The organism is Microbacterium sp. SW12 (assembly GCF_055391095.1).
The window spans coordinates 1,110,509-1,128,833 of sequence record NZ_AP024335.1 but is presented as its reverse complement, the minus strand read 5'-3'; the positions used below and the strand labels follow the sequence as shown (position 1 = coordinate 1,128,833).

Sequence of the window (18,325 nt, the reverse complement as noted above, 5' to 3'; positions counted from 1 at the left end):
GGGCAGGTAGAGCGCGGGAAGCGAGGGGTCGGGCTTGTCGATGGCGACGTAGGCGGTGTTCTGCTCGCTGCCGCGGGTCATGGCGACGTAGAAGGTCTCCCTGGTCATCGAGGCGTCGGCCAGGACGTGCGAGGAGTCGACCGTGACGCCCTGAGCCCGGAAGGACGTCACCGCGTAACCCAGGTCGACGTGCTCGGCCGCGTACTCGGCGGGCAGCACGACCGAAGCGCCCCGCCTCTTGCCTGCGCGGCGGATGGTGAAGGAGCCGTCGTCGCGGACCTCGGCGACCGTCCACCTGTCGCCGTTGCGGACCCAGGATCGGCCGGCGCGCAGGCGGCGGTCGTTGTGGCGGGTGATGACGGTATCCCCGGCCGCGGCACGGGTGCCGTCGTGCAGCTCGACCTCGCGGCGGGCGTTCACCGTGCCGTCGAGGATCAGGTCGGCCCGGGCCCGTTGGTTCAGGGCGAGGACGGATTCGTTGGAGTCGGTGACGAGGATGCTGGCTCGCCCGGCGAGGGTGTCGGCGCGCCATGCGGTGTAGGCGGCGTTGATCATCTCCTCCGTCTCGCCGCCTCGGATGCGGTCGTGCTCGGCGTAGGTGTCGATGACGCTGGTGCGGCCGTGCCGGAGGCCGAGGGAGGCGGTCTTCTCCCAGGTGTGGGTGAAGCGGTGCAGGGTGATCAGCTCGGGGGCGTCGTCGCGGTCGTTCACGAGGAGCGCGAACGCGCCGCCGGCGGTGACGGACTGGAGCTGGGCGTGGTCCCCGACGAGCAGCACCTTCGCCCCGGCCTCGGCCGCAAGGGCGGTGATGCGGTCGAGGGAGAGCGTGCCGGCCAGGGATGCCTCGTCGACGATGACGAGCTGCCCCTTGTCGAACGTGGTTCCGGTGCGCTCGTGGGTGTCCAGCCATTTCGCCGTGTTCTCGGTCTGGATGCCGAGGTCGTCGGCGAGGACCTGCGCCGCGACCGCTGACGGGGCGAGCCCGACGACGGAACCGGCGCCGTGCTCGTGCTCCCACGCCCGCCGCAGCGCTGACATGGCCGTGGTCTTGCCCGCACCGGCCGGCCCCACGAGCACGTCGACCACCCGGCCGGAGAGGGCGATCTTGGTCAGCGCGCCGGCCTGGTCGGGACCGAGCATCCGACCCTGGCGATCCGGCCTGCCCGTGATCCGCTCGACCGTGGCGAGCGGGACGGTCGGGGCCGTGGTGGTGCGAGCGCGCTCGAGGAGGCGGTCTTCGGCGGCCAGCAGCACCTCGGAGGAGAACAGTGCCGAGTGCTTCGGGCGGAACACGCTGGTGCCGTCCGGGCGGTGGAACGCGGCCGGGCTGGAGGCGAGCTCGGGCGGCGTCAGCCGCAGAGAGGCGGCCTCGGCCGCATCCACCACGAGCCCGACGATCGCCTCACGGTCTTCGACGGTGGCGAACCGGTAGCCCATCGTCTGCCTCGCGGCCTCGGCGGTGAGGTTCCAGCGGTGCCAGGTGGACCGCTTCTCACCGACCGTCGCCACGACGTCGTGCCCGAGTGAGGCGATCACGTCCAGGGGCACGTCGTCCGCGCGCAGCAGCAGCGGCTCCTCGTTCGCCGTCACCCGCCGCGCCCACGAGGTCGCGTCCGCGCCGAGCACCTGCCCGGCGCGCTGCCGCCAGGAGGCGGTGAGGTCGGCGAGGGAGTGGACCTCCTTCTCCGGGCGGGTGGAGAGCGTGGCCTGGGCGCGGAGCTTCATGATCGTCGCCGGCGACGGCCGCCGCCCATGCTCGGAGACGTAGCTGTCGATGAGGCGATCGGTCTCGGCGTCGATGTGCCGGGCACGGGTCGAGAACTCCTTGACCAGCTCCTCCGGGACGGCGGCGATCGCCCACGCGGGGTTGCGGTCGCGGCCCATGTCGCGGGCCTCCCACTCGACGCCGAACGTGCGGGTCAGGTGGTCCGCGAACACGGCCTCGTGGAGCTCGGAGAGGGCGACGACCGCGGCGTGCATAGGCCGTCCGTCCAGCGACCGCCATTTGCCGTCGAGGACCGTCTGCACCTTGTTGCTGATGACGACGTGCGTGTGCAGGTGGGGGTCGCCCGCCCTGCTGTCGTAGTGGTCGAACGCGGTGGCGATCAGTCCTGCGACATCGACCTGTGCAACCGCGCCGTCGCGGCCGGTTGCGCCCGTGCGCGTGGCTGCAACCTCCCGCTCCATGAACGCAACCACCTCCGCAACCCCCGCCTGATGCGCGTCCGCAATGAGCGCCCGCGTGCCCGCGTCCGCAACCGCCCACAGCACGCTCGCGGACTTCGGGATCGAGAACGTTAAGTCGAACCCAGCGACGGCCCGCCGCGACCCGCGCTCGTTCTCCTCGGATTCGATGGCGGTGACCGCCTCGGAGCGGGAGGCCGGCCCGAGGTTCGGATCGAGGGCAGCAGTGCGTTCCTCGATTCGCTCGGCCAGCGTGCGGTACTTGGGGTAGGCGCGGCCAAGCGGTTCACCGGTAATCGGGTCGCGTCCCATGCCAACGAGGAGCTGGAGCTGGGCCTCGGAGACCTGATCGCCCACCGGTATCTGCCCGCTGCCAAGCCCGGCGACGCCGGCGCCGAGCCACCGGCCCGGCGGGGTTCCTTCTTCCGTGTAGTAACGGGTCAGCGGGGTCGAGAGCGACCTGTCGACGTCGCCGGCCGCGACCGTGCGCAGCAGGTACTTGTACCCGTCACCAGCGCTCATCACTCGCATCGACACTGTCACCGCTATGACCTCCTCGATGCTGAGGTGAGCAGCTTCTCCATGAGCGCACGGGACCTGCGTAGAATCAGACGGTGAGGACTCCTGCTAGAAGGCGAGCGCGGCCGCAGTCTCTGGCGACCACTCCGGAGCCTCGTGAGCTGGAAGAATGGGCGGACAGTGTCACGTACATCGGCTCTCCCGAACACAAGACGTATCCCTCATTCGCCGGACGACCGAAGCTTCGGTCGGACGCGACACCATGCCCCAAAGAGCTCAACAACGCTGAATCGATATGCGAATGGTTGCGTGAAGCAATCCTTCAGGGAAACGTGAGTGCCTACCGAGACCAAGGCACGTTTCCGCGATACGTCTGGGACAAGCGGCAGGATCGGTGGTTCGAAGCGCGCCTCGTGAACGCTGTCTCGGGCAGCTACAAGGGTTATCCCGTCACTGAAGAGAGTGTCCCTCGTGAACTTCTGGAGCGCGCTTCATGAGCTTCACTATTGAATGCAACTGGGAATCTGCGCCCGGAGTACGAGCGCCGGAATTGCGCGCAACATGGGGCGAGCTTCGCATCGCCGTCGGAGATGAGACTGCCACTCTCGTCAAGGAGCGCGAGAGCCCCGGCCAGGTTCGAGAAAGGATCGATGTCGCCGCCTATCCGCTTGCAGAGTGGCTTGCACTGAATTGGTGGGCACTCGATACCCCGTCGCACCTCCCCGACTACGCAGGCCTCAATCTCGCTGGAGCCGGCGACGGTTTCCCCTGGCCCGCGATGACGCTCCGTTCAGACCGACAGCAAATGTGGATCCGAGCAACGCCCCACTACGACGCAAGCGCAAGGGTACGCACACTCAGTTCCATAAGCGCCGTGCTTGACGCCGACGAAGTACGTCGATCTCTGAGCCGATTCATCGACAGCACCGTGCGCCGCCTCGAGGATGTCGGCATCTCTGGGACCTTGTTGCAGGACGAGTGGTCGGCAATCCAGGGCGCGGACGACGACGAGCGGCAGTTCGCTACGGTTGCAGCGGCTTGGGGGTTTGACCCCTACAACATCGGAGACGATGAGGCGCAGCTACTTCTCTCTGCGGGCGAAGCACTCCACGACGAGATGCTCCTCGCGGACCTCGCACGGGCGGTTCCTTTCTCCGCGCTCGAATCGGCGGAGCATTGGATGCACGATGCACTTAGCCGTGAGGCGCCATCACTCCCCCGTCAGCAGCGATCACTTCCTGCCGTCGAGCCGCTAGTGAGCGTCTCCGGTGCAGCGCCGTGGCGTGAAGGCTATAGGCGCGCACTCTCTCTTCGCGAGCAACTTGGACTCTCGCTCACCCACAGGGTCGCGATCGAGGATCTTGTGGCCCTCACAAGCGTCTCCGCGCCTCCACCAGGCAACATAGAAGCACTTGCGAAGATAGAGAGCGACACCGCGTCTGCGGTCGTCGGGCCTAACATCGATCCGTTCGCTCCGCGAGGTAGGTTCATAGGCGCACGAACTCTTGCTCGTAGAATCACAGATCCGCAAACCAGATCGTCACTTCTGACTCGGAGTTCCCGATATACCGACAAACTCGAGCGAGCATTTGCCGCCGAGTTTCTTGCTCCCGCGGAAGGAGTGCGCGAGATGCTGCGCGGAGACTTCAGTGAGGAGTCGCAAGCGCATGCCGCTCAAGCATTCGGCGTAAGCGAATTCGTCATCGGACACCAAATCGACAATCAGCTTGCCGCGTAATCGCAGACTTACCGTTGTACGTCTGAGAAGCGCGCTCGCGCCCATTCCAATCAGATGAACCCGCACCGGGGTGTCTAGCGTGCGAGGATCTACCTCGATCTGCAAGAGGCGTGGTGGCGCTAAGGCGAGGTCGAAGACAACGGTGTCATGGTGGTCCGTGAGTAAGGACTCCGGAACGCGGAGCGAACAGCCTGCAGATGTGCCTACGGCAATCATGACCGCCACTGCTGGGGCTGTGGCTCTGCCAAAGCCCTCCGGGAGGAACCGAGACGATGTCCAGATACCTGACGCTCAGGAAGACGACGCGCACGTAAGGTTCCGCCTGTTCACCAAACGATTCCAGCATCAGGATCGACGATCGCGACCAGAGCCAGAATCGAGGAACAAGCTATGTCCGACCCGTGGGTTGAGAACACGCAGCAGTGGATCAACGATACCTACCCGGGCATGCTGGGTATCCCGCCGCTTGTCGTTGACGGGCAGACGGGATGGAACACCGTCTACGCTCTCATCCGAGCTCTGCAGCACGAGCTTGGTATCACCGCGCTCTCGAACAACTTCGGATCGGGCACCCTTGCCGCGCTTACCGCGGTGAGTCCGGTAAACAACAGCACCGCGAACAAGAACATCATCCGAATTGCTCAAGGCGCTATGTACTGCAAGGGCTACAACGGCGGCAATGGCGCATTGGACGGCATATGGGGCGCAGTCCCAGTTGCCGGAATGCAATCGCTGCGAACAAACATGGGTCTATCCGCCGGGGATGGATCGATCGAGCCCAAGGTATTCAAGGCCCTGCTGAACATGGACGCCTTCACCCTCGTGTCAGGCGGCACCAGCACGATTCGCTCAATCCAGCAATCGCTCAACGGCCGCTATCTTGATCGATCTGCGTTCTTCGTGATCCCGACGGACGGGCAATACACCACCGACATTCAGACAGCGTTGATGTTTGCGATCCAGTACGAGGTCGGTCTGCTCGATGGCGTTGCCAACGGGAACTTCGGACCAGCGACCAAAGCGGGCCTCGCCACCTACGGTGCTCTCAGCTACGGGAGCACCGACGGCGCCCGCTACCTCGTTCACCTCTTCCAAGCGGCATTGATCTTCAACGGCTACACCGTTAGCTACGACGGCTACTTCGGCAACATGACGCAGCTCCAGACCGAGACCTTCCAGAGCTTCGTCGCGCTTCCTGTCAATGGCAACGCGGATGTCCAGACGTGGGGCTCACTGCTCGTGAGCACAGGCGACGCCGACCGACCGGGAACTGGCGCGAACTGCGTTTCCACGATTACCTCCGAACGGCTCACGTCCCTCCAAGCCGCCGGCTACAACTACTTCGGGCGCTACCTGACGAATACACCGGACACGCGTCTACCGAGTGCAGGTCTTGACAAGTGCATCAAGACCGGAGAGCTCCAACGCATCTTCAGCGCGGGCGGGCATGCATTCATTCTCTTCCAGACCGGCGGCGGCGACATTGCACACTTCACGACTGCCCGAGGTCAAGAAGTCGGCGAGGAGGCCGCGTCTGCCGCTTGGGCGTATCGGCTTCCTGCCAACACGATCATCTACTTCTCTGTTGACTTCGATGCCACCGACAGCCAGATCCTGAACTCGATCATCCCGTACTTCCAGGCGCTCCCCGAGCGACTTGGCCGCATGGGTAGGACGTTTCGCATTGGCGTCTACGGCCCACGAAAGGTATGCCATGCGCTGACGAACGCAAGTCTGGTCGTCAGTTCTTTCGTCTCCGACATGTCAACCGGATACGGCAGCAACCGGGCCGTGACTTTACCTTCTAACTGGGCCTTCGATCAGATCCAGACGACGATTGTCGGAACGGGGTTCGGCACGGTTGAGATCGACAAGGACATCGTGTCGGGCGCATACTCGGGCGTCTCCAGCCTCGTTGCCGCGTGGGGAGTCGGTGACGACCCTGCCATCCCGGCCGGGTCTTACACAGATATGTGGAACGACATGTTCCGTGACACCTTCGAACATGAGAATGTCATTCAACAGGCCGTCAACCTCGACAACGCCTACGGTATGAAGATTCGCGTCTGGGACTACGACAACTACATCACGGACCTCGCAGCTGAATTCAACGCCCCGAAGGCGATGATCCTCACCCCAATGGTGCACGAAGGACTTTGCGTAAACGCGCTCGACACTGCCGCTGATCTCGCGACGATTGCCTACTACCAGAACCTGGAACTCGGGATCGGGACCTTCCCCGACGCTAACGATGACTGCTCCACAGGCTTCTGCCAGATCCAGTCGCAGGCAGCGATCTCCGGGCTCAACTATGCCATCAACATGGGACTCACTACGGGGAGCATCCTGGATCGCGACATCTGGCAGGACCGGTGGTCAGTCTGGTGGGGGCTGTACTCAGACGGCGAGTTTAACCTCAAGGCGACGCTCTTCTACATGATGTACGAGGCGTACCGGGCCTATGGCATCACTCCGTCCGAACTCCGTGAGATGACCCCTAGCCAGGTGATGGGCATGTGCGTCGGGTATAACGGCACAGGCGAGGGAGCCATGGTCTACGGCCGCAACCGCATGTCCCAGTACTTCACCATCCAGCGATGGGAGGAGTCGTTCCGATAGGAAGGAATCGATGTGATCACGGACCCGCTCTTCTGCGCGAACCATTTTGTTGGAGTCCCCTATCGAGATGAGTCGCCCCAATGACGGCAAGCGATTCTTCCTCGAATGAGGGGGATTCCGTCGGAACAGCGGGCGTTATCGGAAGCGGCGTTCTCGCTTGTCTTGCGGGCCTCGCCGGGATTATCTCACTCGGTATGACGGGGCTCGCGTGGTACAACGGAGAGCTGCGTGAGACAACAAGCTACGACTCGACCGAGGCAGGTATCGGCTACGGCATTGCATGCTTCTTCTGGGTGGTGGCGGCTGCGCTGGTCATCGTTGCGTTCGTGCTGGCGCTAATACAGGCGCGACGACAGCCGGAGCGTCGGAAGTTCTTTCTCGCTCTTGCCGGCCTTGTGCCCGTGGGGTGCGCGGTCGTCGTGACCATTGGATGGTTCGTGCTGCTCGCGCCGGGGGGCGCGACCTTCGCGCCGTAAGGCACCGGCCGCGCCCCCTCCCCCAATGAGGCGTACACCAGCTGCTGGGCGTGAAGAACGGATCGGTGACAACTGATCGTTAGTGTCGGGAGGCGCTGGCGGGGAGGATGTCATCATGCCCGGTCCTTATCCCAGAGAGTTCCGCGAGGACGTTGTCGCGGTCGCTCGCAGCCGCGAGAGCGGCGTCACCATCAAACAGATCGCGACTGATTTCGGGATCAGCGAAGCGACGCTGCAGAACTGGCTCCGTCAGGCCGACGTCGAAGACGTCAACCGTCCCGGTCAGACCGCGGCCGATGCCGCCGAGGCACGCGAGTTGAAGAAGCGGATCCGGTTGCTCGAGCAGGAGAATGAGGTCCTCAGGCGTGCGGCGGCGTATCTGTCGCAGGCGAACCTGAAACTCGGTGGCTCCCCAAAATGACGTACCCGCTCGTATCTGAGCTCGCCGACGCGGGGATTCCCGTGACGGTTTCGTGCCGGGTCCTCGAGCTCGCCCGCCAGCCCTACTACCGCTGGCGCAACGACCCGATCCGTGACGCCGATGTGATCCGCGCGTATCGGATCAACGCGCTGCATGACGCGCATCACGATGACCCGACGTTCGGATACCGATACCTCGCCGACGAAGCGCGGCGGGCGGGGTGGCGGATGAGCAGGCGAACGGCGTGGAAGCTGTGCTCTCAGGCCGGGATCATCTCGTCCGCGCAACGCCGACGGCGCGGGAAGGGCAAGAAGGCAGGCCCGCCCGTGTTCGACGACCACGTTCAGCGGGTGTTCCGCGCGGACGCGCCGAACCGGCTCTGGCTGACCGATATCACCGAGCATCGCACCACCACGGAGGGCAAGCTGTACTGCTGCGCGATCAAAGACGTGTTCTCCAACCGCATCGTCGGCTACTCGATCTCGGATCGGATGACGGCGAAGCTCGCCGTCGACGCGCTCCGCAACGCCGTCACCAGACGCGGTGAGGTCGCGGGCTGCATCCTGCATGCCGATAGGGGCAGCCAATTTCGAAGCAGGGCGATGGCCCGCGAGTTACGCCGTCACGACATGGTCGGATCGATGGGACGCGTCGGAGCCGCGGGGGACAACGCGGCCATGGAGATGCTCCTATCGCTGTCAAGTGGGCGTGGGCGTGCTTTCCAGGAGTCGGAAGATGTGACGGGCGTAGTACCTCTTGAGGCACCGCATCGCTTCTCTCTTCGTCTTACCCTGAGCGATCCGTCGCGCGAGATAGTCGCGCGTCTCAGGGTGCACCTTCACGCGCGCGAGGATCGCGGTGTGAAGCGCTCGGTTGAGCTGACGGTCACCGCCGCGTGAGAGACGATGCCGCGTCTGGTTCTGACCTGAGGTGGCTTCCAGCGGTGCGACGCCGCCGAGCCGAGCGAAAGCGGCTTCGTTACGGCATCGCCCGGCGTGAGACCAGGAGATGAGGATTTGCGCGGCGACGAGCGTGCCGATGCCCGGTTCGTTGAGCAAAGCGGGGCAGATCTCGCGGACGATCGGAAGCATCGCGAGCTCGAGTTCGCGGCATTCGGTCGTCAGCTGCTTGATCCGGGTCGCCGTGCTGCGCAGGGACAGTTTGGTGGCGGCGTGCTCGGGCTCGGTCGCCGTGTCTGGACGGAGCCGGATGCACCGGTCGACGAGTTGTCCGAACGTGAGCCCGCGGAGGTCCTCCCGGAGATCGACGGGTGCGGTGACGATGAGCGCCTTGAGCACGTTGATCGCGGCGACCCGGGCGAGCTTCGCGGAATCCCGGGCCACGATGAGCGTTCGCAAACCCTCGCGAAGTCCTCGAGATCGTGGCGTTGCCCAGGTTTTGCGGCCGAGTGTCTCGCGTGCCGCGCGCACCGCGTCGAGCGAGTCAGACTTCGCTCCGTCCTTCGATGCGCGGGTGCTCGGGTGGTCGAACTCGATCACGAACTCGCCCTTCTCTGCCAAGGTCGCGGCGAGGCCGGCGCCGTAGCTGCCGGTCGACTCGATCGCCCAGGCGCGGCGCTCGTCGACGGTAAGGGTCTTCGCCCATCGGAGCGCCTGGCCGTACCCTCGTCGCGTCGCAGGGAATGTCGCTGCTGCCAGTTCTCCTTGCGTGGTGACGCTCACGACGGCGGCGGTGACGCGATCACGGTCAGGGTCGACGCCGATCACGTGGTCTACCAGTTCTGCGAGATCAGTCATGCCCGTTTCCTCCTTCTTCTTCGATGGAAACCACCGACGGAAGGGATCGAGGCAGGACTGTGATGAGTCACCCGAAGGGACATGCTCCTAATCAAGCCATCTGAAGTCGGCGGTGCGGCTGGCGGACATATCTCCAAATGAGGACACCGGAGGGTCGGTCATTCTGCGGGTCACGTCAGCCGACACCACCTTGCCGCGCAGCATGATCCGAGTGTCACAGTCGTTCTGGTCACTGCTGCAGACGAACGTGCTCAACCAGCAGCGATGGACAACGCGGCAGGAGCTGCGTCTCGCGATCGTCGTCTGGATCGAGCGGAAGTATCACCGGCAACGAGCCCAGGACACCCTCGGCGGATTGACGCCCATCGAATTCGAAGCCAAACTAACCGAGCCGCTCACACTCGCGGCCTAAACCACACCTGTCACCAGTTCGTTCCTCACGCCCGCTGGTTGCCTGCGGACGTGTCGCTGAGGGTTCGTCAGCTTACGCAGGTGAGTTTCGTGATGCTGGTGGAAGCGTAGGCGAGGGAGCCACCGGCGCTGACCGTGGCGAGGACGGTGCCGCTGGAGTTCTTGCCCTGCACGTAGCCGCTGCTGCGTGCGTTCGCGAGCGATCGGACGACGCTGAGAGCGCCCGTTGACTGTGTCGTGTTGCAGGCGGAGAAGCTGAGCTTGCTTCCCGAGAGGTTGTACCCGGAGTAGGCGCAGTAGTAGCCGGTTGCGCAGGACCCGACCGCCATCGTGGTGATCAGACCCTCGTCGGCCGCAAGAGTGAGTATCACCGCACCGTCCTCCCAGGTGACCTCGTTGGGTGCTGTCTGGGATCCACCGGGGAACTCCGCGAGCACGGCGTCAACGCGGGCTTGGAGCTCGCTGGTTTCGTCCGCGTACGCCGCGACACCAGGCGTGAACAGAGCCAGGGCAAGAGCACCTACAGCGGCAAGAACGGCGAGTCGACGAGAACGGGTAACGGTCATTTCATCTCCATATCGTGTAGTCAGTTACGGCGCCGGCGGGAATCCCGAAGTCCGGGAGTCCGTCGATCGTGTTGGTCTCTGCCGCGAGGATTCGCCAGGAGGCAGGGTCAATGATGAGTCGGGTGCGGTAGTCGGGCTGAAGGTCGGTGGGCTCGGTGTTCAGCACTACCCCGGACCGACCGGCCCGGTCGGTCGTCTCCCCCGCCACTGTGACACCTGCCGCGTCGAGGATGACCGTGATCGCGGCGCGCTGTGCCGCTTCGCTGAGCGTCCACACTTGCATCAGGGAGGTGACCGCGAGGACGTAGTCGCCCGCCGACGGCGGGTCAGCGTCGGTCCCGCCTTGTTCCCTCAGGAAGGCTTGGAGGTAGGCGCGCATGCCGTCGACGTCAGCAGGTGGTGCGGTAGGGAACGGCGTGACGAGCTCGCCAGGCGCCCAACTGTCCTCGTAGAGGATCGTGCCTGTCGCCTCCGCGGACGCTGGTACCGGTTCAATCGGGGTGCCGTCGGCGGACATGGGGACTCCGGCGATGACCCGACTCGTGCCAGAGAGATCGTCGTTCCACTCGATCTGCGTCCGCTGCGGCTGTATGAATGTCGCGGTGGGGCTGTCCAGGTCGAGCTGCACGAACCAGCCTTCCCACTCCGCACCGCGGCGGGACTCGGCAACCTCAGGAGCTGGGACACCGGTCATCGATTCCTCCAGCAGTGTCTCCACAGTCCAGGAAGTCGGTTCGAGCGGCAACCGGTCCGGCGTGATCGCGACGGCGGGCACCGGCCGCAAGATCACGAGCGCGATCACGGCGACGACGGTCACGGCTACCGCGAAACCTGATCCGGCGAGCACCAGTGGCCGCCATACACGACGCGGCGAGACTGACCGCGCTGATCGATCCCATTGAGGCGTGCGGCGTCCGGTGAGCAAGTCATCCAACGTTTTCACCGCGTGCTCGGGCAGGGGCTGTCCCTCATGAGGATTGGCCTTGCGAAGGCGCCGACTCAGATCATCCATCCAAATCACCACCCTCAACCAACCTCGGCGAGATGCTCATGTGGGACTCCTCCATGAGCATCGAACGGATCTTTGCCCGGGCGCGAGTGAGTCGCACCCATACTGCCCCCGTGGAGCAATCCAGAAACGTCGCCGCCTCAGATGCTGACAGGCCGTCCCAGTAGGTGAGTTGCAGCACCAGCGCGTCAGCAGGGCGCAGCCGGGCAACCGCTCTCACCTCCAAGTCGTCCTCGTTCTCGTTCCGCGCCGCTGCGGTGAGTTCTTCGATCACAATCCGCTGCATGCGAGCCTGGGCACGGTCGCGTCGCTGGTACTCGTTTCCGATCAGATTGCGAGCCGCGCGAATTAGCCATCCGACCGTAATGGTCACTCCATTTTTTTGTTTCTCCAGGGCCCGGGCGTAGGTCTCCGCAGTAAGGTCTTCAGCAAGCGCATGGTCGTTCATGTCGCGCGTCAGAATGTTTGGCAGGGGTAGTTAGTTGCTGATGCAACGCCCCAGCTGAGAGGTCTGAAGCATGAGTCGTCCCCCGACGATCCCGGTAGAGAAGAAGCTCCGCATCGTGTTGTCCGTGTTGCAAGGCGAGATCACGATCGCCGAAGCCGCCCGCCGCGAGAAGGTGTCCGAGCAAGCGATCGGGAACTGGAAGCGCCAGTTCCTCGAGGGCGGCAAGGCCGGCATCGAGGCGGGCAAGTCCAAACCCTCGACCCGGGAGCAGCAGCTCGAGGATGAGGTCGCGGAGTTGACGCAGGCCCTCGGTGAGGCGGCGGTCGAGATCCGGGTGTGGAAGAAGAGCGCGGAGGGCCGGCTGGGCCCTTCGAGGACCTCGAGGTGATCCGTTTGGAGGCGGGCATGCCGACGTCGAGGTTCTGCAAGCTGACGGGCGTGCCCGAGCGTTCGTATCGCCGCTGGCAGGCCAAAGCGAGAGCGGATCGCCCGCCGAAGGGTCCGTGGCCGCAGCCCGCGCGGGACGCGGCCAGGCCGCTCGCGACCAAGCACGCGCTGGCGCATCCGGCGTGGGGTCATCGGAAGATCTGGGCGATGACCCGCCACGACGGGCACCGGGTGTCGCAGGCGACCGTGCTGCGCCTGCTGCGCGATGACGGGCTGATCCTGCCGTCGGAGTATCAGAAGCAGCGCCGTGAGCTCGCGAGAGACCGTAAGGCGGCGTTCGCGAGGAACCCGACGGGCCCGAACCAGGTGTGGCAGCTGGACTTCAGCGAGTTCGAGACCACCCAGGGTGGGACGTGGCGGATCGCGGGGTGCCGGGGATTGAGGGTGTCAGATGGTTTGTGTAAGGGGTGGTGCTCCTAACTGATCGGAGACACTGATGACCATGGTTGACAAGCAGACGCGTGAAGAGCGTCGGCGTGAGCAGCGTGAGGGCGTGGAAGCGCTCGAAGCGTCGGGCGCGCTCGATGGCCTCTACGCGATGATCGATGCGGGCGAGGTCCGCCTCGAGGGCAAGGACGGGCTGATCCAGCAACTCATCAAGGCCGGCCTCGAACGGGGTCTGCAGGCTGAGTTGACCGAGCACCTTGGCTACGAGAAGGGCGACCCCGAAGCCTCGCTCCACGAGAACTCGCGGAACGGGTCGTCGGCGAAGACCGTCGCGACCAGCGTCGGCGATGTCGAGCTCGCGATCCCGCGGGACCGTGACGGGTCCTTCACGCCCGTCCTGGTGCCCAAGGGGTCGCGTCGCGTGGGTGGCCTCGATGACATGATCGTGTCGCTCTACGCGGGCGGGATGACCGTCCGCGATATCGAACATCATCTGGTCTCCACGATCGGCACCGAGATCAGCCGAGAGACGATCTCGAAGATCACCGATGAGGTCCTCGACGAGGTGATGGCCTGGCAGCAGCGACCGTTGGAAGTGTTCTACCCGGTGATCTACCTCGACGCGATCATCGTGAAGGTCCGTGATGGCGCGCACGTGCGCAACAAGGCCGCTCACATCGCCGTCGGCGTCGATATGGACGGCATCAAGCACGTCCTCGGGATCTGGATCCAAGCCACGGAGGGCGCGAAGTTCTGGGCCGGGGTCTGCGCGCAGCTCGCGAACAGGGGCGTCGCGGACGTCCTCATCGTCTGCTGCGACGGTCTCACCGGGTTCCCCGAAGCGATCGAGGCGACCTGGCCGCAGTCGACGGTCCAGACCTGCGTGGTGCATCTGATCCGCTCTGCGATGCGGTTCGTGAACTACAAAACCCGCAAGGCCGTCGCAGCCGCGCTCAAACCGATCTACCAAGCCGCGGATGAAGACGCCGCCCTGGTCGCCCTCGCCGAGTTCGCCGCCTCTGAACTCGGGCAGGCGAACCCGAACACGGTCCGCGTGTTCGAGGACGCCTGGGAAAGGTTCACCCCGTTCCTCGCGTTCCCGCCGATGCTGCGGCGGGTGATCTACACCACGAACAGCATCGAGTCGCTGAACTACCAGCTCCGGAAAGTCACGAAGAACCGGGGCCACTTCGCCTCAGACGACGCGGCCGTGAAGCTGCTCTGGCTCGCGATCTGCAACATCGAAGACAAGCGAGCCCGCGACCGACTCAAGGAACGCGGCCGAGCCCGCGGAGTCAAACGCAACGCGGAAGGACGCCTCGTCGAAGGGCAGATCACCACGAACTGGAAGCAAGCCCTCGCGCAACTCGCGCTCGCCTACCCGGACCGAATCCAGCCCTACCTCTAAACCCCGAGCCCCGCCCGCTTACACAAACAACTTGACAGGCTCCGGGCCAGCATGCCCATCGCGAGCTCCGGCTTCGTCTGAAACCCGCGCTCCTTCGGGACACCGGCGCGGGCGCAGCGGGCACGGTCCTCGGTCCACGTCTTCGGCAGATACAGCTCCCGATCCAGGAACGTCCGGCCCGTGGGTGTCGAGTACGTCAGGAAGACGCCGACCTGCGCGTTCTCGATCCGTCCCGCCGTGCCCGTGTACTGCCTGGCCACGCCCGCGGACCGGTCGCCTTTCTTCAAGAACCCGGTCTCATCGACGATCAGGATTCCGGCACGGTCGCCGAGGTGCTCGACCACGTAGGAGCGGAGATCGTCACGGACCAGGTCGGGATCCCAGTCCGTGGTCGACAACAGCCGCTGCATCGGATCCGGCGTCACCTGACCGGCGTGCTCCGACAGCGTCCACGAGTTCTTCCGCTCCTGCTCCGACAGCAGCCCTCGCACATACGCGACAGCGTTCCGGCGCGGCTCCGAACGAGCGAACCGCGGCCCGATCAGACCAGCGACCTCATCCAGCTCCGCCGCCCACTCCCGCACATCCGCTCGTCGTACCCGACGAGGAGGCCGCCGAGGCGTTCTTCAACGATCTGCTGAAGTCCTCGGAGATCGGCATCGACCGCCGCATCACCTTCGCGGACTACCTGGCGACCATCGGAGATCGATGGACGCGCGGCCTGGACCCGACCTCGACCGCCGACGGCTACAAGGTCGGCCTGCGTCTGCGCGTGCTCCCCGCACTCGGGCACCTGCCGCTCTCGCAGATCACGGCCGGGATGATCGACCGCACCATCGACGACTGGGAGAAGGTGCACTCTGCCTCCACGATCAAGAACAGCATCGCGCCGCTCGTGCGCGTGCTCGACGAGGCAGTGCGCGACGACGTGCTCGCCAGCAACCCGGCCCGCAACAGGTCCCGGCGCAGCCTCGGCAAGTCCGCCCTCATCATCCCCGTCGAACACACCTCGCCGCGCGCGCACGCCCTGCCGGACCTGGCGACGCTGAACCGGCTCGCCGACGCGTGCGCACAGGTGCACCAGAGCTACTCGGACTTCGTCATGCTCTGCGCGCTCCTCGCTTCCCGCGGTTCCGAGATCGCAGGGCTCCGCGTTGGCGACGTCAACACGGAGACAAACATCGTGACCATCGAACGGCAGACCTACCCCGGGTCCGGTGGCCTGGTCACCAAGCAGACCAAGGGACGAGCGGCGCGTCCGGTTCCGATCCTGAACGCGCTCAAGCCGGTCTTGGAGCGTCTGACCGCAGATCGCGAGCCCGACGAACGGCTGCTGCGCGGCCCCAGAGGCGGCGTCCTCACCACAGCGAGCGTGCGCGACGCGACCAAGTGGGACGACCTCGTGACCGGGCTCGGGCTGCCCTCACTCACCCGACACGGGCTTCGACACACCGGCGCGACCTGGATGGCCGACGCGGGCATCCCCCTGCACGTGCTGCAACGCATCCTCGGACACAAGTCGATCGAGACCACCCGTGGCTACCTACACCCCGACACCCGCCACCTCGCCTCCGCCGCCGAGCAGGCGAACGCATTCCTCGACGCCCAAGAACAGCGGCCAACGCCCTCCCGGACCTCCGGCGCGACGCGGACCTCACCGCACCGGTGATCCGCCTCACGAGCCGCGAGTTGGGCGCCGGTGTCCCGGCTGTGTCCCGGCGCGTGGCAACGCACCCACTCGTGGACATCGCGACGCAACGGAACCCAGTCCACGAAGGTCCCCATAAACCCTCGAACACGAATGACGAAGCCCAGGCGAGAAACATGCTCTCACCTGGGCTTTTCTGTCGGGATGACAGGATTTGAACCTGCGACCCCCTGACCCCAGTCAGGTGCGCTACCAAGCTGCGCCACATCCCGTGGCTTCGATATTCAGTTTTGTGGATGGGCTACCGCGCTTGACCCCCAGTCAAGTGCGCTACCAAGCTGCGCCACATCCCGGAGCCCGCACCGAAGCGCGGACAACTCCCCTATCCTAGCCGGTCCCGCGGCCAGTCGAGAATCGAGTCAGTCGGCGGGTTCGGCATCCGTCGGTAGCGTGGATGCATGGCCCAGAGCGAACCGGTGCGCGCACGGATGTCGCACCGTGCCGTCGTAAGCCTGGTCACCCTGGTCATCGCAACTCTGGGAGCAGCACTCCCCCTCTCGATGGTCGCGCCGACGCTCGCGATCACCGCCGACCAGTTCGGCACGACAGCCGCCGAATCCAGCTGGACACTCACGATCGTGCTCGTCGTCGCCGCGACGACGACACCGCTGATCGGACGGCTCGGCGACACGTTCGGACCCCGACTGGTCCTGCTGATCCTGATACCGGTCGTCATGGTCGGCCTCGCGATCGCGGGCCTCGCCGGCTCGATGGGCGAGTTGATCGCGGGTCGAACACTGCAGGGCCTCGGCGGCGGAGTCTTCCCGCTCGCGATCGCCCTCGCGCGCTGTGCCGTCCCCGAAGCGCAACTGTCCCTCGCCGTCGGACTGCTCACGGGAACGTTTGCGACCGGAACCGGACTTGGGGTCGTCATCGCCGGCATCCTCGTCGACCGTGTCGGCACGCAGGCTCTCGCATGGCTGCCGTTCGCGCTGCTCGCCCTTGCCGGAGCGATGACAGTCGGGCTCACCGAGGCCCCACGCGCGGATCGCCAGCCACTCCACCTCGGGTCTTCGCTGCTGCTCGCAGCCGGTGTGGCGATCCTGCTCTTCGCGGTGACCGAGGCCCCGCGCTCCGATGCCGAGGTTGCGCTGACCGTCGCGAGCCTGGCCGCCGGCGCAGCTGTCATCTCCGTGTGGGCATGGCGAGTGGTCAGACGGTCAGAGTCCGCGGGCGTCTCGCACCTCCGTGTCCGGGCGCTTTGGACCTCGCACGTGACCGCGCTCTTCCTCGGCGCAGCCCTGTTCGCCACGTTCGTCGTGCTCCCGGTCTTCATCGAAGTCGGCGACACCACGGCCGGTCCGCTGACGCCGGCCACGCTCGCGGGGCTCCTGCTCCTACCCGCGACCGCGGCGATGGCGGCGGTCGGGCCGCTGTCGGGCATCCTGCGGCGACGCCTCGGCAGGCGCGGGCCCGCGGTTCTCGGCGCGGCGGCCACGGTCATCGGTGGCATCATCCTCGCGGCCGGGGCTCATACGCTGCCGACTCTGCTCGCCGGCTCCGTCCTTGTCGGTGCGGGCGTGGCCACGGGCTCGGCGGGCCTGGTCAACGTGCTCGTCGACGTCACGGATGACGACACGATCTCGAGCGTCAGCGGCGTCAACATCGCCGCACGTCAGATCGGCGGCGCGTTCGGGGCAGCAGGATGCGCGACTCTGCTCGCCACCAGCGGAGACGAGCCGGATCCTGCGTCCTACACGCTCGCGTTCGGGCTGATCGCGGTGCTCGCGGTCGCGGCGCTCCTCGCCTCGCTCCTCATCCCCACGCGCCAGGCACCCGGGGATGCGGGGCCCTAACCGACCTGCCCGGCAACCCACTGGCGCAGCTGCGGTGCCGGAAGAGCGCCGATCTGCCGCGACTGCTCCGCACCGTTCCGGTACAGAAGCAGAGTCGGAATGCTCTGGATGCCGTGACGCTGCGAGACCCGCGGCGACTCATCCGAGTTCACCTTGACGACCTTCAGCTTGCCGGCGAACTCCCGCGACATCTGCTCGACGATCGGCGACACCATCCGGCACGGACCGCACCACGGCGCCCACACGTCCACCAGCACCGGAAGCGACGCGTCACCCACTACCGAGTCGAACGAGGCATCGTCAGCCTCAACAAGCCAGGGCAGATCTGTGTGACACGAGGCACAACGGACCTTGCCGGTGCGCGCCGCCGGAACACGGTTCTTCGCACCACACGACGGACACGCCGTCACCGTCGACTCCGCCATCCTGAC

At 65.5% G+C, this 18,325-nt stretch carries 14 protein-coding genes, 1 tRNA gene and 4 pseudogenes; 11 read left to right on the top strand and 8 right to left on the bottom strand.

The genetic code is table 11. The annotated features are described in order from the left end of the window. Window positions 1–27: 27 nt before the first annotated feature. A pseudogene (mobF, locus tag MICSW_RS05625) lies at window positions 28–2,715 on the bottom strand (MobF family relaxase); the annotation flags it as partial. A 481-nt stretch (window positions 2,716–3,196) separates the two neighbouring features. On the opposite strand from mobF, the gene MICSW_RS05620 reads away from it, so the two are divergent. The 5 genes and pseudogenes from MICSW_RS05620 to MICSW_RS05600 all read left to right on the top strand — a co-directional run. Next, entirely contained in the window at window positions 3,197–4,441 is a 1,245-nt protein-coding gene (locus tag MICSW_RS05620; protein ID WP_464497467.1) for an ImmA/IrrE family metallo-endopeptidase, read from the top strand. Window positions 4,442–4,831: 390 nt separating this feature from the next. Then, window positions 4,832–7,060, top strand: coding sequence for a glycoside hydrolase domain-containing protein (locus MICSW_RS05615; protein ID WP_464497463.1), 2,229 nt, complete (start codon window positions 4,832–4,834; stop codon window positions 7,058–7,060). 194 nt (window positions 7,061–7,254) lie between these two features. Beyond that, the gene (locus MICSW_RS05610; protein ID WP_464497459.1) at window positions 7,255–7,536 is read left to right on the top strand and encodes a hypothetical protein; all 282 of its coding nucleotides are present in this window, start codon (window positions 7,255–7,257) and stop codon (window positions 7,534–7,536) included. Window positions 7,537–7,651: 115 nt separating this feature from the next. Beyond that, window positions 7,652–7,957, top strand: coding sequence for a transposase (locus MICSW_RS05605; RefSeq protein WP_464497455.1), 306 nt, complete (start codon window positions 7,652–7,654; stop codon window positions 7,955–7,957). Further along, a pseudogene (locus tag MICSW_RS05600) lies at window positions 7,954–8,631 on the top strand (IS3 family transposase); the annotation flags it as partial. The gene MICSW_RS05605 and the pseudogene MICSW_RS05600, both read left to right, overlap by 4 nt. 24 nt (window positions 8,632–8,655) lie before the next feature. Here MICSW_RS05600 and MICSW_RS05595 read toward each other — a convergent pair. Beyond that, window positions 8,656–9,714 (bottom strand): IS110 family RNA-guided transposase, encoded by a 1,059-nt coding sequence (locus MICSW_RS05595; RefSeq protein ID WP_347425086.1) that lies wholly within the window; start codon window positions 9,712–9,714, stop codon window positions 8,656–8,658. A 217-nt stretch (window positions 9,715–9,931) separates the two neighbouring features. On the opposite strand from MICSW_RS05595, the pseudogene MICSW_RS05590 reads away from it, so the two are divergent. Beyond that, window positions 9,932–10,126 (top strand): annotated as a pseudogene (locus tag MICSW_RS05590) (IS3 family transposase); the annotation flags it as partial. A 67-nt stretch (window positions 10,127–10,193) separates the two neighbouring features. Here MICSW_RS05590 and MICSW_RS05585 read toward each other — a convergent pair. The 3 genes from MICSW_RS05585 to MICSW_RS05575 all read right to left on the bottom strand — a co-directional run bounded on the left by MICSW_RS05585 (window position 10,194) and on the right by MICSW_RS05575 (window position 12,148). Beyond that, window positions 10,194–10,691, bottom strand: a complete 498-nt coding sequence (locus tag MICSW_RS05585; protein WP_464497447.1) for a peptidase inhibitor family I36 protein — start codon at window positions 10,689–10,691, stop codon at window positions 10,194–10,196. A gap of 1 nt (window position 10,692) precedes the next feature. Then, window positions 10,693–11,538, bottom strand: a complete 846-nt coding sequence (locus tag MICSW_RS05580) for a hypothetical protein (RefSeq protein ID WP_464497443.1) — start codon at window positions 11,536–11,538, stop codon at window positions 10,693–10,695. A 157-nt stretch (window positions 11,539–11,695) separates the two neighbouring features. Beyond that, window positions 11,696–12,148 carry an RNA polymerase sigma factor gene (locus MICSW_RS05575; protein WP_464497439.1) on the bottom strand — a complete coding sequence of 151 codons (453 nt, stop codon included), beginning with the start codon at window positions 12,146–12,148 and terminating at the stop codon, window positions 11,696–11,698. A 70-nt stretch (window positions 12,149–12,218) separates the two neighbouring features. Here MICSW_RS05575 and MICSW_RS05570 point away from each other — a divergent pair, with 70 nt between their 5' ends. Genes MICSW_RS05570 through MICSW_RS05560 form a run of 3 tightly spaced genes read left to right on the top strand, consistent with a single transcriptional unit; the run spans window position 12,219 to window position 14,390 of the window. After that, window positions 12,219–12,536, top strand: a complete 318-nt coding sequence (locus MICSW_RS05570; RefSeq protein ID WP_195692783.1) for a transposase — start codon at window positions 12,219–12,221, stop codon at window positions 12,534–12,536. A gap of 17 nt (window positions 12,537–12,553) precedes the next feature. Continuing rightward, window positions 12,554–13,015: an IS3 family transposase gene (locus MICSW_RS05565; protein ID WP_464497431.1), complete on the top strand. Its 462-nt coding sequence runs from the start codon at window positions 12,554–12,556 to the stop codon at window positions 13,013–13,015. A gap of 16 nt (window positions 13,016–13,031) precedes the next feature. After that, on the top strand, window positions 13,032–14,390 hold the full coding sequence (locus MICSW_RS05560; protein ID WP_464497426.1) for an IS256 family transposase: 1,359 nt from the start codon (window positions 13,032–13,034) through the stop codon (window positions 14,388–14,390). Window positions 14,391–14,419: 29 nt separating this feature from the next. On the opposite strand, the pseudogene MICSW_RS05555 reads toward MICSW_RS05560, so the two are convergent. After that, window positions 14,420–14,974, bottom strand: a pseudogene (locus MICSW_RS05555) (IS701 family transposase); the annotation flags it as partial. Window positions 14,975–15,162: 188 nt separating this feature from the next. Here MICSW_RS05555 and MICSW_RS05550 point away from each other — a divergent pair. After that, window positions 15,163–16,059, top strand: coding sequence for a tyrosine-type recombinase/integrase (locus tag MICSW_RS05550; protein WP_464497421.1), 897 nt, complete (start codon window positions 15,163–15,165; stop codon window positions 16,057–16,059). A 178-nt stretch (window positions 16,060–16,237) separates the two neighbouring features. Here the strand turns inward: MICSW_RS05550 and MICSW_RS05545 are convergent. Then, window positions 16,238–16,310: transfer RNA gene (locus tag MICSW_RS05545), tRNA-OTHER, on the bottom strand. Between the two features lie 186 nt (window positions 16,311–16,496). On the opposite strand from MICSW_RS05545, the gene MICSW_RS05540 reads away from it, so the two are divergent. Next, entirely contained in the window at window positions 16,497–17,894 is a 1,398-nt protein-coding gene (locus MICSW_RS05540; protein WP_464497416.1) for an MFS transporter, read from the top strand. Here MICSW_RS05540 and trxA read toward each other — a convergent pair. Next, the gene (gene trxA, locus MICSW_RS05535) at window positions 17,891–18,319 is read right to left on the bottom strand and encodes a thioredoxin (protein ID WP_464497413.1); all 429 of its coding nucleotides are present in this window, start codon (window positions 18,317–18,319) and stop codon (window positions 17,891–17,893) included. The genes MICSW_RS05540 and trxA overlap by 4 nt on opposite strands. Between the last annotated feature and the right edge of the window lie 6 nt (window positions 18,320–18,325).

Bases quoted from the DNA above. Each gene is read 5' to 3' on its own strand.
- MICSW_RS05620 (WP_464497467.1), top strand. From the start codon at position 3,197: ATGAGCTTCACTATTGAATGCAACTGGGAATCTGCGCCCGGAGTACGA.
- MICSW_RS05615 (WP_464497463.1), top strand. From the start codon at position 4,832: ATGTCCGACCCGTGGGTTGAGAACACGCAGCAGTGGATCAACGATACC.
- MICSW_RS05610 (WP_464497459.1), top strand. From the start codon at position 7,255: ATGACGGGGCTCGCGTGGTACAACGGAGAGCTGCGTGAGACAACAAGC.
- MICSW_RS05605 (WP_464497455.1), top strand. From the start codon at position 7,652: ATGCCCGGTCCTTATCCCAGAGAGTTCCGCGAGGACGTTGTCGCGGTC.
- MICSW_RS05595 (WP_347425086.1), bottom strand. From the start codon at position 9,714: ATGACTGATCTCGCAGAACTGGTAGACCACGTGATCGGCGTCGACCCT.
- MICSW_RS05585 (WP_464497447.1), bottom strand. From the start codon at position 10,691: ATGACCGTTACCCGTTCTCGTCGACTCGCCGTTCTTGCCGCTGTAGGT.
- MICSW_RS05575 (WP_464497439.1), bottom strand. From the start codon at position 12,148: ATGAACGACCATGCGCTTGCTGAAGACCTTACTGCGGAGACCTACGCC.
- MICSW_RS05570 (WP_195692783.1), top strand. From the start codon at position 12,219: ATGAGTCGTCCCCCGACGATCCCGGTAGAGAAGAAGCTCCGCATCGTG.
- MICSW_RS05565 (WP_464497431.1), top strand. From the start codon at position 12,554: ATGCCGACGTCGAGGTTCTGCAAGCTGACGGGCGTGCCCGAGCGTTCG.
- MICSW_RS05560 (WP_464497426.1), top strand. From the start codon at position 13,032: ATGACCATGGTTGACAAGCAGACGCGTGAAGAGCGTCGGCGTGAGCAG.
- MICSW_RS05540 (WP_464497416.1), top strand. From the start codon at position 16,497: ATGGCCCAGAGCGAACCGGTGCGCGCACGGATGTCGCACCGTGCCGTC.
- trxA (WP_464497413.1), bottom strand. From the start codon at position 18,319: ATGGCGGAGTCGACGGTGACGGCGTGTCCGTCGTGTGGTGCGAAGAAC.